Here is a 15,077-nt window from a genome sequence, read left to right on the forward strand (position 1 = left end):
CCTTTGTACGGATGCGCGCGATGGCCGTGCTGCGTGGTTCAGGTGGCCAGTGGGCGCGGTCAACGGGAAGCGGGCACTGTCGAATGTGCTGCGAGTTCCTTCTCGTCGGCGTCGGCTGCCTGGCGTGCGATGTCCTTGTCCCGCAGCCGGTAGAAGTCCTGGAGCCAGGTGCGGGAGATACGCCCGGAGTGGTTGCGCCAGTTGCCGAGATCGTCGAGCAGCTGTCCCCAGTCGATGTCCACGCCCAGCGAGCGCAGGTATCCGACGGAGGCGGGGAGGTGCCGGTGCAGGCCCGTGACACTTTGGCGGGTAAGGAGATTGAGGCGGCTCTCGGCGGTGCCTGCCCGCATTTCCTTCTCCCGGCGCGGGCCTTCGGTGACGGCGGTGGCGAATGACGTGCCGATGCTGGCGCGTCGCCGCCGTGCACTGCGGGAAGACTCCTCGTCATCGGGCCTTCCCGGAACGGCGGTTGTTTGCTCCGGCGCTGCCAGTGCGCTGCGAGGCTGGGCCGCGATCATGGCGGCAACCGTGTAGTACGCCCGCTCAACGTCCGCGGAGCGCTGTTCGGGCAGCCACGGGGCGACCAGGCGGTGCATGCGCCGAACCGAGTCGAGATCCTTCCGCAGCCCGCTCCGCAGCGCGCTGCGGGCGCCTGCGTCTTCGCGGCAGACCTGTTCGACCCAGCTGGTGTACGCGCGGGAGCGGCCGGCCTGCCGTGTGCCGCTCTGCTGCGGAATCCGGCCGATCGCCGTATCCGGCAGATCGGTGGTTCCTCGGGTGGCCGGTGAGGGTGTGTTCGTCATCCGGTGGGCTCCTTGGTCGTCGAGCGGCGGCCGGGTTCGGTCGCCCGGTTCTTCGGAATTCCGCCGTAGAGGTCGATGCGGGCCTGCGACACGGCCTTCGCACCGCGCACGGTGCGGGTGACGGGTTCAGTCACCGCGTCGTACGCCTCCTCGGCCAGACGCAGGAACGCCCGACGGGTGGCTGCTGGTTCGAAACCGCCGTCGGCGACGTCGCCGGTGCGGTCCAGGAGGCGGAACCGTGCCCAGAACTCCGCCTCGGCGCACGGCCAGTACCGTGCGCCGGCCTCCGCGGCCCAAGCCGCGCCATCTGCTTTGGCGTCCCTGGTGTAAGCAGCCCAAGCGCGTTTGACCGCTCGGTCGAGGCGGCGTCCGTACAATTCGCCGAGCTGCCGAAGGCGGCCGACCGCCGGGACAGTACGGGCGTCGTTGCGCTCGGCGAACCCGAGGACGGCCGGGGTGCTCGCGTCGATGAACTGTGTGTCCTTGGCCTGCCCTTCCTGGTCGAAGCCCAGTGCCCGCACCCGCAGGTCCTCGGAAACCTCGACCGCACTGCGGAACACGCGAGGCTGCTGCGGGTGGGCGCTGCCGGCGGGCGGGTGCTGGAGCAGCAGGGCGTCCAGGTCCCGCCACAGCGCACGGCCGGCGTTGGCGGGGCGAGGGTAGCGGTTGCCCTGCTGGCTTACCTGCCAGATCAGGTAGTCGTCCTCACGCGGCATCCGCTCGCCCGGGTACGCCCAGGTGATGAACGCGTCCCTCACATGGGTGCTGTCCTCGTCCGGGATGAGGAGCAGTGCGTGCTGGGAGCGACCGGTGTGCCGAGAGCGCGGCCCACGAGAGACTCTCGGTGGGTTGTCCGGATCGGGCAGCTCCTCTTGTTCCCATGGGCACAGGTCCTCCTTTTCAGACACGCCGGCCTCCGGCGGCACGAGGCCGGCAAGCAACGTCTCGAAGAGGGAACTTCCTTCCGGGTGATAGGACAGGGCCGTCCGCAGGGGGCCTGCCTTGGCGCTCGCGCTCTTCACCCCGTTCACCTCGCGTGAGGAACAGCGCCCGGCCGGGCCGTAGTAGTGCCACACCAAGAGACCGAGGAAGGCTTCGGACGCGGTGGGCGGCACGGCCGCTGTGTCGGAGTCGTGCCGGAACCAGGAGTGGTTGTTGCCCGAAGGGCGGGTAACAATGAGCTTGTTGACGCCGGCCGTGTTCGTGGCGTCGCACTGGTCTGCAAGCCGGGGATCCTGCATCCACGGCCGACCCCCAGGGGCGAAGAGGAAGAACCGGTCCTCGAACATCCTGAAGTACGCATCGACCTCTGCCGCCGGGAGCCGGCTGGCGTCGAGAACGTCCAGCCGGCGTTCGTCCCAGTCGCCTTCAGGGCCCTGCTCGGTCAGGCCGGCAACCCTGGCGGTGAGCGCGTAGAGGATGCGGAGCAGCGCCGCGTGCGCGGGCGCGTCGGCGACGGCGAGGGACTCGATGTCGTGGCTGCGCAGCAGGAGCTCACGCAGACCGACCCGGTCCGGGAGCTCGCCTTCGGTAGAGGCGCCGGGTTTCCACCGTACGGGGACGCACGGTTGGTCGATCAGGTTGTACGTGCCTGTCGGCATGGATTCGTCCTGTCGTCGGTCAGGCAGTGCTGGGGACGGGAGCCGGCGCACCTCGCCGCGCATGCTGTCGGCGACTTCGAGAGGGCTCTCCGGTGCATGACGGGCCGACGACAACTCGGCTAGAGGCGGCTGTACTTGGAAAGTAGCGGAGACGTGTGAGAAGAGTGATCGAAACGTGAAGAAGTCACTCTGCTTCGAGGCCGACTTCGGATATCGAGAGCGTGTAACGCCCGTGGCGGCACCTCCATGTACGGCCCCCGACAGGGCTCATACGCAGCAGTACGAGGTCGCGGAGCGAGGGATGCGTGCCCCACTTCTCCGGGACGGCGCCCCCGGGTTCTTCGCCCCGTAGCCATCGCCCCGGCACGGGCGCCGTCCGCCGAGCGACGTCGGCCAGCTCCGCTACTGCGAGGCGGTGGCGGCCCCCGGCAGGGACCGGGGTCTTCCCTTCGGGGTCGAGCGTCACCGTCCGGTCTGCCTGTTCGTACAGGCAGAGAACCCTGCCGGTATCGGCACCAAGACGGGTGGTCAGCAACTCCTCGGTCACCCCCGCCTCCCGCAGCGACAGCTTGCTGAGATCCCCCTTCACGTCCGCAGGCGCGCAGATGCCGGTCCAGGCCGCCAGATGCCGCTCGGCCGCCTCACCGGCCCATCGCTCCTCGTCCAGCCGGGCCAGCTCCTCGCGGGCCGCGCCGTCCAGCCGGTCGACGAAGCCTTCCTCGTACACCTCGTCCACCAACCGCTGCACACCACTGGGAACCGCGATGCCGTCCCGGGCGCACTCCGCAAGGATCAGAGAGGTGCGTACCAGCAGACCCGCGTCATAGACCGTCCCCCATGAGCGCGGAACGGAGCCGTCGGGTGCGGCCAGCGGATCGAGTACCACCAGTTCCGGTTCGTCTTCCACCGCCGCCCACCCCGGCCGGCCGAGCGGGCCTCGTTCGTGGCGTCGCCCGCGCCCGGCGCGCTGCAGCAGTTGCGCCAGCGGGGCAAGGTCGCTCACCACCAGGTCGAAGTCGAGGTCCAGGGACTGCTCCACCACCTGCGTCGCCACCAGCACCGACGCCGGGCGCGCCGTAACCGCTTCTTCGGAGGGCCGGGGCTTGCCGTACGCGGTCTCGCAGCGGGCGGTGATGGTGGCCCGTACATCCGCCGGGAACCGGGAGTGCAGCAACCGCACCCCACCGGGGCGCGCCGCGAGGTCAGGGAATGCCGCACGCACGTCCCTGTACGTTTGCTGGGCCTCCGCCACAGTCGTGCAGCACACCAATGCCGTACCGCCCTCTGCGGCGACGGGAGCCAGTACCTCCCGCAGCGCCGCCCGCCGCCCGCCCTCCCGGACCGGCGCACCGGCAGACTCCGCGGTGTCCCACACCACCGGCCGCCGCGACACCTTCAACTTCCGGACACGGTTGCTCGCGGTACCTCGAGCAGCCGACACCTCTCCCGAGCCCCCGCTTGCGAACAGCCAGCCGGGATACCGCGGAACAACACAGGACGGTTCGGAGAATCCGGCACCATGCCGGTACGCGTCGACCAACGAGCCGGCCGAACGGCCCGTCAGCGTCGCCGACAACAGCACCACGGGGGCGCCCATCGCGCCCAGCCACTCCAGCAGTCGGACGAGAAGCTGGTGCATCCATGGACCGTAGGCATGCGCCTCATCAACCACGAATACCTTGTCCGACAGCCCGAACAGCCGGAGCGCGTTGTACCGCAGAGGCAGCACAGCACTCAGGGCTTGGTCGATCGTGCCCACGCCCAGCGGGGCGAGCAGCCCCCGCTTCGCACCGCGCAGCCACCCGTCCGCCTCGACGACCGTCCCAGTCTCAGCACTCACTGAACCCTTGTTGAACGGGCCTTCGAACGAGGCCCACTTGTCCCCGCTGCCGGCGGAACTCAACCAGGCCATCGAGTGCAACAACATCAACGCACGCTCCCCGGAAAGAGCCCGAGAAGCGAACGCCTCGACCCGCGGCAGCATCGCGTCCGCCGTACCCATCGTCGGCAGCGCGAAGTACAGTCCCCGGGCCCCCGCCGCCCGCCCCAGCAGCGAGGCCGCGAATAACGCGGCCTCCGTCTTGCCGTCGCCGGTCGGGGCCGTCACCAGCACCAGACCAGGCCCGTGCTCGCCGACCAACCCGGGAAGATGCTCCGCGAGATCCTGCTGCAGACTGTTCGGGGCGAAGGGAAACATCGCACTGAACTTCTCGGCCGAGAAGCTGGCCCGGCCCAACCGTGCCGCCCCCACCAACCCCGGCGCAGCCGCCACCGCGGCTTGCCAGTGCGCATCCACCTCCGCCGCGGTACCCGACCAGCCAGGGCCGGGGATTCGCGTCTCGATCGCGGACGTCTGGCTGGCCAGCCAGTCCGCCACCACGACCAAGCCGGTCACCACCACGGCCAGCCCGGCCGGCAGCCCCCGTAGAGGAACCGCGAAGGCACCCATGGCCCGCCGAAGCTCCTTGAAGTGCGCCAGCCGCTGGCCGGCCCACCCTTCCTTCCCCAGACCGGGGTTGTAGTTGGCAGCCTGAGCCATCTTCTTGGCCTGCAACACCTCCCCGAAAAGGCCATGATGGCCGCCCAGCAACTGGGCGACCTGATGACCCACGGACTTCCGGAGCAGACGCCCACCGCCGGGATAGCCCGCCGCCTCGAACAGCTCGCAAAGGGCCCAGTGGGATGCGATCTCGTGGCGGAAGCTCTTCTCCGCCTCGGCGCCTGGCGCGCTGACGTAGGCGGGGTCATCGCGAACTGGTCCGTAACAGGCGGAGACCTGAGCCTGGAACGGCGGAGTGATTTTCCCGAGGTCGTGCAAGCCGGCCCAGAACGAGACTGTCGTGCGTCCCTCCACCACGCTCAGACCGAGCGCACCGGCTATGGCCTCCTGGGCCTCCTCGCTCAGAACGACATCCCAAAGCTGCTGGAACACCGCCCCAGTGTCGAGGAGATGGCACATCACCGGATACGGCCGCGACAGCCCGCTCTCCTTGCCCCACATACGAACATCCAGAACACAGCCCCTCGGGGCTCCCGCCCGGTCGCGCTTCACCATGCGCTCAGAGATAGCACTCGCCACTGACAACGGGCCCCAAATTGCATGAGGTCATGGAGACTTGAGGGGCGGGCTCTACACTCGCTGCGGCAACGGCGATGAATCGAGAAGCATGCGCGACGAGACTCGGCAAAGGAACTGCAAAGGGCTGAGATAAGGGCAGGTCGCGAAGGGTGCTCTCCGCGCGAGCGGAGGTGAGTCGATGGTGGGCGGCACCCCCCGGGAGGACATCGAGTGCTCTCCGCGCGAGCGGAGGTGAGTCGTACAAGAGCGGCGAGCACGTGAGTTTTATCGGGTGCTCTCCGCGCGAGCGGAGGTGAGTCGCCCTTGTACATGGAGCAGCCACCGCGGTGCAGGTGCTCTCCGCGCGAGCGGAGGTGAGTCGGAGTCCCGTCCCGTGTTCACCCGCCCCCGTAAGTGCTCTCCGCGCGAGCGGAGGTGAGTCGGACTGCGTCATCACCGTCGTCGCCGTGCACAAGTGCTCTCCGCGCGAGCGGAGGTGAGTCGGCGGGGGTCACGGCTCCTCCTCTGGGTGTGGAGTGCTCTCCGCGCGAGCGGAGGTGAGTCGCTGCAGCAGGCGCTGCTCTGCGAGATGAACCGGTGCTCTCCGCGCGAGCGGAGGTGAGTCGCACGTCAACGCGGAATTGTCTTCCGAAGACCAGTGCTCTCCGCGCGAGCGGAGGTGAGTCGGCCGTGACGGAGATAGTCGCTGTCCCGGCCACGTGCTCTCCGCGCGAGCGGAGGTGAGTCGGCCGCGCGGATGGGTGGTGTGGCCGCATCACAGTGCTCTCCGCGCGAGCGGAGGTGAGTCGATCACCGCTTGGGTGAGGTTCTTGGACATGGCGTGCTCTCCGCGCGAGCGGAGGTGAGTCGCTCAGCGATTCCGTCGGGCCACTGCTTCCAGTGTGCTCTCCGCGCGAGCGGAGGTGAGTCGTTCGTGGCCGGCACCAACAGCTACGCGTCCAGGTGCTCTCCGCGCGAGCGGAGGTGAGTCGGACGCGGGCGAGTCAAGTACGAACTGTCGCGGGTGCTCTCCGCGCGAGCGGAGGTGAGTCGCGCTCAAGCGCAACGGCAGGACCCTCGACGAGGTGCTCTCCGCGCGAGCGGAGGTGAGTCGTCCTTCTGCTGTTCGACGGTGGGCTCCTGCGTGTGCTCTCCGCGCGAGCGGAGGTGAGTCGCATCGTGCGGGAGAACCGCGCGCACGACCAAGGTGCTCTCCGCGCGAGCGGAGGTGAGTCGCTGAAGGACGGCAACAACCTCCCGCTGTGGCAGTGCTCTCCGCGCGAGCGGAGGTGAGTCGGCCCGGAGGCGGGCGGGCCGGTCGGCCGTGGCGTGCTCTCCGCGCGAGCGGAGGTGAGTCGATGACCGAGGCGTTCGAGTCGGGCGCCATGGAGTGCTCTCCGCGCGAGCGGAGGTGAGTCGCGCCGCGCCCGCGAACTGGCCGCCCGGGAGTCGTGCTCTCCGCGCGAGCGGAGGTGAGTCGGTCCTCCACTGGCTCGATGACTTCGGGCTCCAGTGCTCTCCGCGCGAGCGGAGGTGAGTCGCGACGATCGCGCGGGCCGCCCTGGCCCGAGTCGTGCTCTCCGCGCGAGCGGAGGCGAGTCGGCGTTCGGCCAGTACCTCGCGGACGACGAGGAGTGCTCTCCGCGCGAGCGGAGGTGAGTCGTACACCGACCCGGCCACCTGGCGGCAGAACTGGTGCTCTCCGCGCGAGCGGAGGTGAGTCGTACGGCAGCGTCCTCAACGGCATCGGGACCATGTGCTCTCAGCGCGAGCCGAGGTGAGTCGATGTTGACCATGGCGTAGGGCGATCCGGTGACGTCGTCCTCACCGCGGCCGCCGGCGCGCTGCCGGACCACCACGAGCCCGTCCGCCCTGCTGAAGGTGGTGCTGTCAGTGACGCAGCCGGGAGCCCTGCCCGGAACGGCGCTCAAGGTACAGGCGACCGACGACGGCTCCCAGATGGATGACCACCCCTACCGCCACCAGCCAGGACAGAATGACCATGACGACACCGATGGGGCCGTAACTCTCGTTGTTCTCCACGATCGCCGCGGAGAAGAAGCGGGCGGAGAAGACGCCCAGGCCCGTCCAGCACACAGCCGTGACGGCGGCCGGGGGCAGGAGAGTGCGCCACCGCATGGCGGGAACCAGCAGTACGTACATGGTCGCCCACCAGAAGCACGTCGCCACGCCGAGACCGAACAGGCTCCGCAGCACCGGCCCCTCGAGCGCTCTGCCGGCTACGGCCTGCGCGGAGCAGTAGGCCAGCAGGATCGCGAGCCAGCAGAGCTGAGCCGGAATGTCCCGCCAGCCGCGGTGCGGGACATCGAAAAGCCTCTGGTACCAGCTCTGCAGGGTGCCGGCGACGGCCACGGCACCGACGATCAGCAGGCAGGCGCTCGTCATCGTGAGGGATCCAAGGTCCTCGCCGCCGGCGAAGAGTGATGCCACAGCTTGGGCCGCCTGCCGGTTGAGCCCCAGCCAGCCGGCGACCGCGGTGGCGGCGTCACGGCCGGCCGCGGCCGTGACGACAATGAGGAAGGGGAAGAAGCACAGCAGTGAAAGCGCGGCGAGCTGGAAACAGTTGCTGAAGAAATCGACCGCCGAGAGCCGACTCCACACCATGCCTGCCTGGCTGTCCCGGAAGCGCCGGGCGGCAGCCTGCCTCTGCCGGTCCAGAGTGGTCCTGCGACGCGCTCGCGGACTGTTGCGTGTCATGGAATCAAGTGAACCGCTGCGGTCCGGGCGATGTGCGGGACACGTCCGAGGGCGAGCCGCGGGCGGCAGGCGAGCGTGAAGGGCAAGCTGCCCCGTACCATCGCTCAAGCTGATCATGCGGTGCACTCCGCGCGCCACTGGCGTCGGGAGCCGGGGAACGGACCGCCACGAAGCCGCGCAGCCGCCTGGCCGTCGACCAGGGTGAGGCCGACGTCCTGAAGGCATACGCGGAGGCGTGAGAGCCCACCGTTCCGTGCGGTACAGGACCGGCAGCCCCCGGACCCTGCGGCCGGGGGCTGCTGTCAGTGGTGCCAGGCAAGTGCGCGGGGTGCGGATCACGCTCCGCACATGCTGTTGTCGTACGGAGTCCGAGCGCGGCGGCCTATGAGGCCGGCCGGGGGCCCGCATGGCACCAGCCGTCTGCGAGTGCCTCGACGAGCTCCTCGGCCTGGAACCACGGACCATGTCCCGAGGCGGGGTTGAGGTGTCCGACTGGGCCGAGTTCCACCAGGCGGCTTTCCCATCCCCGAGCGAGTTCGGCGACGCGGTCCAGGGACGCCAGGGGATCGTTCGAACTCACCGCGACGATGCTGGGGAAGGGCAGCGGCTTCCGGGGCACCGGTGTCCAGCCGTACGTCGCCAGCTCGTCGGGAGTGGGGTAGCCGTCCGGCAGCGGCGTCTCGAAGTCCGGGGGCGTGGCCAGCAGTGCGCCCCGGACGTCCGCGTCGTGCCACTGAGCCCACTGCACCGTGGTCATGACGCCCGCGCTGTGGGCGACGATCACGACCGGCCCGGTGATCTGCGCCATCACCTCGACCACGTTGGCGACGTGGGCGTCGCGGCTGAGACGGTTCCGCGCCGGCGGGGGGACGATGTGGACGGTGCGGCCGGCATGACGGAGCTGCTCGGCGAGGATGGTCTGCCAGTGATCCTCGACGTGGTCCCGCATGCCGGGAACGATCACGATCGTGGGCTTCGAGGTTCGCGTCATGAGGACGCCTCCGGTTCCGCGGGCTCCGTCGTCGCGACGGGTCGGGTGAGACGGTGGAGATCGCGCTCGTACCGGTGGCGGCCGACCAGAAGGGCCCCGGTGGCCGCGATCGACACGAGCGGGACGAGCTGGAGCGCGCCGAGCAGACCGAGCCGGTCCGCGAGCGCCCCGGTGACCGCGGGGCCGGGGGCCAGTCCGAGCAGGCTCTGGGCCAGCGTGAGTGTGGCGAACGCCGTCGCCGCGATGGCCGGGGGGGTCAGGTTGGCCACCATGGCGGCCCCCGGCCCGGCCGTTCCGGCGCACAGCAGGGCTCCGAGCGCCAGCATCAGCAACTGTGTCGGGCCGGCCGGCAGGCGGAACGCGGTCATCAGCAGGACGAGAGAGCCGACGCTGCAACCGATGGCGACGGTCCACTTGCGGATCGGGGCGCGCCGGCTGAACCGGTCCGAGGCGATTCCGCCGGCGATCATGCCGATTCCGATCACCAGGGCGAAGAGGCCCGCGGTCGCGCCGGCCTGGGCGGTGGGCATGTCGTAGTAGCGGTTGAAGTAGCTGGGCAGCCAGGCGATCAGGGCCCCCGCGGTGAACAACTGCAGACCGCTGCCGATGTAGGCGCTGATCACGGAGACGGAGGAGAACAGCCGTGGGAGGAGCACGCGAAGGCGGTCGGGCGCCCCGACGCCGGCCCTGCCCTCGACCGGATCCTGTCGCGGGGCCAGCCGCTTCTCCGTGACGACGACGGCGTAGACGCCCGCGAGCACCAGGCCGAAGACGCCCATCACGGCGAACGCCCAACGCCAGCCGTATGCCTGGGCCACGGCGCCGCCGATGGATATGCCCAGGACCGAGCCGAAGGCCCCGCCGGCGATGAAGGCTCCGGAGAGCGTGGCCCGCAGGGCGCGCGGGAAGACGCTGAGGACCACGGCGATGCCGACGCTGCCGTACGCGGCCTCACCGATGCCGACGAAGAGCCGGCCGACGAACATCTGGCCGTAGGTCGCCGCCACGGCGCAGCCGAGGGTCGCCAGGCTCCACATCGTGGCCGCGATGACCAGCGATCTGACCCTGCCCCACCGGTCGGCCAGCAGCGAGAGGGGGAAGGTGAGCAGACCGACCATCAGCGCCACGATGCCGCTGAGGGAGCCCAGCCGGGCGTCCGACAGCAGCCAGTCGGCCTTCAGCATCGGGAAGACGGCGTTGAGGACCTGCCGGGACATGTAGTCCGAGAGCAGGAGCCCGAAACTCAGTGCAAAGACGGCCCAGGCATAGCGCCGGGACACGGGCCACTCCGAGGAACCGGCACCGGTTCTGCCCGGGGCGGGTTCCGCAGTGGTGAGAAACCCCATTGTCATCACCTCAACTGCTCTTGACGGAAAAGGAAAGGGTCAGAACGGCCTGTCGCCGACGATCCCGGCGCGCTCCATCCGGCGGACGGCGGGCCAGTAGTCCTGGACGGCGTAGTGCTGGGTGGAGCGGTTGTCCCAGATGGCGACGCTGTTCGGCGTCCAGCGCCAGCGCACCTGGTACTCGGGCACCGCGGCCTGGCTGATCAGGTAGTTCAGCAGCAGGCCCGCGCCGGGGGCGTAGTCCTGCCCGAAGCGGACGTTCCCGGGCGTGTGGTAGTTGACGAAGTGCGTGGTGAAGGCGTTGACGAAGAGGATCTGTTCGCCGGTCTCGGGGTGGGTGCGCACCACCGGGTGTTCCGCGTCGGGGAACCGCGCCTTGAGCGCGTGACGCTTCTCCTGCGGCATGACGGCGCCGAAGGTGGCCTCGATGCTGTGCCGCGCGCGCAGATCGTGGATCTGCGTCTTGATGTGCTCCGGGAGGCGGCTGTAGGCCTCGGCCATGTTGACCCAGATCGTGTCTCCGCCCACCGGGGGCGACTCGATGCAGCGCAGCACGGCGCCCATGGGCGGGTTCTCGCGCCAGGTGGCGTCGGTGTGGAGCGCGTTCTCGTAGTGCTCGGGCGCGCTGTCCAGTTCCTTGTAGATGCGGACGAGGCCGGGGTGGTCGGGGTCGCTGCCGGCGACCGGGTGGTCCTCCAGCGGGCCGAAGCGCTCGGCGAAGGCGACGTGTTCGGCGCGGGTGATGTCCTGGTCCCGCAGGAACAGCACCTTGTACTGCAGGAGCAGGGCCCTGATCTCGGCGACCAGGCCGTCGTCGCGCGAGGCGTCGCCAAGGTTCACGCCGGAGAGTTCGGCGCCGATGGTGCAGGTCAGCGGCTCGACCTTGATCGAGCCGCGGGAGTGGGCACGCACCGACGCGGGCGCGCCCTGCAGAGGGGCGACAGTCTTTTCCATGGTGCTTCCTCCTCGAGAGGGTGGTGGTGCGCGTGAGGGCTCAGAGGACGAAGACGGACGATCCCGTGGTCCGTCCCGCTTCCAGCTCGCGGTGCGCCTCGACGGCGTCCTCGAGCGCGTAGCGCTGGTTGATCTCGATGGCTATGCGTCCGGAGGCGACGTGCTCGAAGAGCTCGCCCGCGAGTTCGGCCCGCTCGGCGGGGTCGGCGATGTAGTCGGCGAGCGCGGGCCGGGTGACGAACAGGGAGCCGCTGACGGCCAGTTGCATGGCGTCGATGGGTGGGACGGGCCCGGAGGCCGTACCGAAGCAGACCAGCAGCCCGCGACGCCGCAGCGAGGCGAGCGAGGCGGCGTACGTGGTCCTGCCGACGCTGTCGAAGGCGACGGGGACCCCGGCGCCCTCGGTCAGTTCGCGGACCCGCTCGGCCACGTTCTCGCGCTTGTAGTGGATGACGTGGTCGCAGCCGTGGGCGCGGGCGAGCTCGGCCTTCTCCTCGGTGGAGACGGTGCCGATGACGTTCAGCCCGAGCAGCTTGGCCCACTGGCAGACGATGAGGCCGACGCCTCCCGCCGCCGCGGTCAGCAGGATCGTGTCGCCGGCCTCCAGCGGGTGGATCCTGCGCAGCAGGTACGCGGAGGTGAGTCCGCGCATGGTCATCGCAGCCGCGGTCTCGAAGCCGATGCCCTCCGGCAGCCGGATCAGGGAGTCGGCGGGCATCACCCGTTCCGTGCTGTAGGCACCGAGCGGGCTCCCGGTGTACGTGACCCGGTCGCCCTCGGCGACGTGGGTGACCCCCTCGCCCACCGCCTCGACCACACCCGCGGCCTCGACGCCCAGTCCGGCGGGCAGCGTCGCGGGATACAGGCCACTGCGGAAGTAGGTGTCGGCGAAGTTGAGTCCGACGGCTTCGTGCCGGATCCGTACCTCGCCCGGACCGGGGTCGCCGACGACGACCTCTTCCCGGCGCAGGACCTCGGGACCGCCGGTCTCCTTGAAGCGGATGGCGTGAGCCATGGGCGTACTCCGTTGTTCGTGAGGTGAGGAGGAGAAGGGACCGCCGGTGCCGGGGGCCGGCCCCGGCGGCCTCATGGGGCTCGGAAACGCGCCGGGCGCGGCGGCGCGGTGGTCCCGTGCCGCGATCAGACGTCGCGCAGCATGAAGCCGCGCCGGCCAGGACGGCGGTTGGGCACCATGCCGAGGCGGGCCAGCGTCTCGTCGGCGCCGGAGTAGTACTCGCCGAGCTTGTAGATCTTCTTGGCCTCGGCGCCGGTCGCGATGTCGCGGCCGAGCGCCTCGGAGATCTGCACCATCTGCTCGACCTGCTCGACGGTGGTCATGCGCTCGCCCTTGCGCCGCCACAGGTTGTCCTCGTTGCCCACGCGCACGTGCACGCCGAGCGCGATGCCGATCGCGTTCATCGGCGCCACAGCACGCATGGAGCTCTCGATGGTGAGGACGGCGCCGTCCGGGGTGCGGCGGACGAACTCGATCAGGTCGGCCGGGTGCCGGCCCGCGAAGCCGCCACCGATGGCCACGTAGTTGAGGACCAGCGGACCGGTGTGGATGCCGGCTCGGACGAGCCGTTCCACGGTCTCGAGCTGGGCCAGCGTGGCGAGCTGGAAGTGCGGCTGGATGCCGTTCGCGTGCAGGCGCTTGAGGTGCTCCAGGTAGAAGTCGGGACCCGCCTCGACGACCATGTCGCGGTATGCCTTGTAGTACTCGGGCTTGGCGATCGAGGTGCCTTCCAGATCGTCGTCGGTCATGATCTCGACGATGTTCATCTGGCTGGTGTTGATCGCGATCGTCACCTGGTCCGGCGCCGGGGTGAGGTCGGCCAGCAGGTGGCGGGTGTCGTAGCTCAGCCACTTCGCCTCGCTGCCCTCGTCCTCCGGAGCGAACGAGATCGAGCCGCCGATCTGCAGGACCATGTCCGGCACGGCCTCCCGCAGTCGGCCCAGCAGCTCGTTGAACATGGACATCCGCTTGGAGCCCTTGCCGTCGAGCTCACGTACGTGGATGTGGAGCACGGTGGCGCCGGCGTTGTGGCAGTCGACGGCCGCCTGGACGTGCTCGTCCATCGTCAGGGGAAGGTCGTCGGCGTCCCCGGGCAGCCACTCCGGCCCGTAGGGAGCGGCCTGGATCACCAGCTTCTCCTGGTTCTCCGGGAAAAGTGAGTCGTCGTGGAAGTGCACGGTCCGTCTCCTTCGTGCGATCGGTGATCACCCGCCGGGAGCAGCGCCCGGTGCGATGCGGGGGCCATGAGATACCGGCGAGGATCGATGCGGGTCACCGGGGGACAACGGGCGCATGGCGGCCCGGTACGCTCGACCGGTCCGGAGGGGACGTGCACTGGGGGAGTACCACGGCTCTCCTCCGGCGGCCGACCGCGTCTCTGCGGTGCTGCAAAGGTAGGGGCGAGCACCCGAGCCTGCTTGACCCTCGGGGACGGAAAACTTGTCATTTGGGGACATCGCTCAGTGATGCGCCGAGTGAGCCGGCCCGTGCCGGCCGCCCTCGTGCCGCTTGGGGCGTCAGTCCTGGCCGGGGAGTTGCTGTCGGCTCCTGTCGGTGCGCCACGACCTCGGGCTGCATCCGAACTGCTCGCGGAACCACCGCGAGAAGGCGCTCAGCGACGAGAAGCCCAGCAGGTCGGAGATCTCCGTCAGCGTGCGCCGCGGATTCGCGACGAACTGCTCGGCGAGGTGCACGCGGGTGGCGTTCAGGAGTGAGGAGAACGTCTCGCCCGAGGAGGCGAGATGCCGGTGGACGGTGCGCCGGTCGACCCCCAGGCTGCGCGCGACCTGCTCGATCGAGCAGCGCCCGCTCGGCAGCAGGACCTCGATCAGCTCCCGTACCCGGTCCGCGACGGTGGTGTCCTTGGGGACCGCGATCGCCTCGAAGTACTGGCGGGCGTACTCCCGCAGCAGCGGGTCCGCCGTGGCGTTGGGCGCATCGAGGTCGTCGGCGTAGAAGACGATGCCGTCGAACTCGCGGCCGAACTCCACCGCGGGGCCGAACACGCGTCGGTGCGTCGTGGTGTCCGCCGGTCCGGGGTGCCTGAACCAGACGGAGAGAGGCTGCCACCGTGTGTGCAGGAAGCCCCGCAGGATCCGGTGGAAGGCGGCGACGGCCAGTTCCGTGGCCTGCCGGGTCTCCATCGTCTCGCCGAGCCGCAGGTCGACCTTCAACGTGGCCAGCCCGTCGCCTTCGGACAGCCGGGCGTGGAGCACCTCGTTGTACATGTGCTGATGACGGATCAACAGCCCCAGTGCGCTCCGTACGTCCGGTTCCTCGCGGACGACCAGACTGACGGGGCCGAGATTGGAGAAGCGCCGGAACTCGGCCATCAGTACGCCGAAATCCTCGTGCCCGGAGGCGGCTGCCGACAGTTCGAGCACCTGGACCGCGGCCGCCCCGGAGATCCACCGGTCCTGGACCGCGAGGGCCGCGGTGTCCAGGCCCACGCGCCGCATCAGGGACTGCGGGTCGATGCCGAGCGAGCGGCACAGCTCGACATAACCGCTGAGGGCCGCGGTGCGGACCAGAGGCCTCATGTGGCCCTCCAGAGGCTGTCCGGGTCGTGTCCCGAGAAAACAAGTCATATG

Annotated in this window: 10 protein-coding genes and 1 CRISPR repeat array; all 10 genes read right to left on the reverse strand. The window is 69.7% G+C overall.

All coding sequences use genetic code 11. The features are described from left to right. Positions 1–59: 59 nt before the first annotated feature. Entirely contained in the window at positions 60–803 is a 744-nt protein-coding gene (gene casB / locus AB0K36_RS03955) for a type I-E CRISPR-associated protein Cse2/CasB (protein WP_364587868.1), read from the reverse strand. Then, entirely contained in the window at positions 800–2,404 is a 1,605-nt protein-coding gene (casA, locus tag AB0K36_RS03960) for a type I-E CRISPR-associated protein Cse1/CasA (RefSeq protein ID WP_364587871.1), read from the reverse strand. The genes casB and casA overlap by 4 nt, the downstream gene beginning before the upstream one ends. A 184-nt stretch (positions 2,405–2,588) precedes the next feature. Further along, positions 2,589–5,405: a CRISPR-associated helicase Cas3' gene (gene cas3 / locus AB0K36_RS03965; RefSeq protein WP_364587874.1), complete on the reverse strand. Its 2,817-nt coding sequence runs from the start codon at positions 5,403–5,405 to the stop codon at positions 2,589–2,591. Positions 5,406–5,632: 227 nt separating this feature from the next. Next, positions 5,633–7,247: a CRISPR direct-repeat array (repeat unit 29 nt; unit sequence GTGCTCTCCGCGCGAGCGGAGGTGAGTCG). Between the two features lie 105 nt (positions 7,248–7,352). Next, positions 7,353–8,180, reverse strand: a complete 828-nt coding sequence (locus tag AB0K36_RS03970; RefSeq protein WP_364587877.1) for a YhjD/YihY/BrkB family envelope integrity protein — start codon at positions 8,178–8,180, stop codon at positions 7,353–7,355. Positions 8,181–8,562: 382 nt separating this feature from the next. Continuing rightward, a complete protein-coding gene (locus tag AB0K36_RS03975) occupies positions 8,563–9,171 on the reverse strand; it encodes an RBBP9/YdeN family alpha/beta hydrolase (RefSeq protein ID WP_364587880.1) in 609 nt (202 codons plus the stop codon). Then, positions 9,168–10,451 (reverse strand): MFS transporter, encoded by a 1,284-nt coding sequence (locus AB0K36_RS03980; protein WP_364587883.1) that lies wholly within the window; start codon positions 10,449–10,451, stop codon positions 9,168–9,170. The genes AB0K36_RS03975 and AB0K36_RS03980 overlap by 4 nt, the downstream gene beginning before the upstream one ends. Positions 10,452–10,556: 105 nt before the next feature. After that, positions 10,557–11,471, reverse strand: coding sequence for a TauD/TfdA dioxygenase family protein (locus tag AB0K36_RS03985; protein ID WP_364587885.1), 915 nt, complete (start codon positions 11,469–11,471; stop codon positions 10,557–10,559). A gap of 40 nt (positions 11,472–11,511) precedes the next feature. Next, on the reverse strand, positions 11,512–12,486 hold the full coding sequence (locus tag AB0K36_RS03990; RefSeq protein WP_364587888.1) for a quinone oxidoreductase family protein: 975 nt from the start codon (positions 12,484–12,486) through the stop codon (positions 11,512–11,514). A 125-nt stretch (positions 12,487–12,611) separates the two neighbouring features. Then, positions 12,612–13,664 (reverse strand): beta-keto acid cleavage family enzyme, encoded by a 1,053-nt coding sequence (locus tag AB0K36_RS03995; protein WP_364587890.1) that lies wholly within the window; start codon positions 13,662–13,664, stop codon positions 12,612–12,614. Between the two features lie 339 nt (positions 13,665–14,003). Beyond that, a complete protein-coding gene (locus AB0K36_RS04000) occupies positions 14,004–15,026 on the reverse strand; it encodes an AraC family transcriptional regulator (protein WP_364587893.1) in 1,023 nt (340 codons plus the stop codon). Positions 15,027–15,077: the final 51 nt, after the last annotated feature.

This window comes from Streptomyces kurssanovii (genome assembly GCF_040677245.1).
GTDB lineage: Bacteria > Actinomycetota > Actinomycetes > Streptomycetales > Streptomycetaceae > Streptomyces > Streptomyces kurssanovii.

Coding starts and splice junctions, on each gene's coding strand:
- casB (WP_364587868.1), bottom strand. CDS start 803: ATGACGAACACACCCTCACCGGCCACCCGAGGAACCACCGATCTGCCG.
- casA (WP_364587871.1), bottom strand. CDS start 2,404: ATGCCGACAGGCACGTACAACCTGATCGACCAACCGTGCGTCCCCGTA.
- cas3 (WP_364587874.1), bottom strand. CDS start 5,405: ATGTGGGGCAAGGAGAGCGGGCTGTCGCGGCCGTATCCGGTGATGTGC.
- AB0K36_RS03970 (WP_364587877.1), bottom strand. CDS start 8,180: ATGACACGCAACAGTCCGCGAGCGCGTCGCAGGACCACTCTGGACCGG.
- AB0K36_RS03975 (WP_364587880.1), bottom strand. CDS start 9,171: ATGACGCGAACCTCGAAGCCCACGATCGTGATCGTTCCCGGCATGCGG.
- AB0K36_RS03985 (WP_364587885.1), bottom strand. CDS start 11,471: ATGGAAAAGACTGTCGCCCCTCTGCAGGGCGCGCCCGCGTCGGTGCGT.
- AB0K36_RS03990 (WP_364587888.1), bottom strand. CDS start 12,486: ATGGCTCACGCCATCCGCTTCAAGGAGACCGGCGGTCCCGAGGTCCTG.
- AB0K36_RS04000 (WP_364587893.1), bottom strand. CDS start 15,026: ATGAGGCCTCTGGTCCGCACCGCGGCCCTCAGCGGTTATGTCGAGCTG.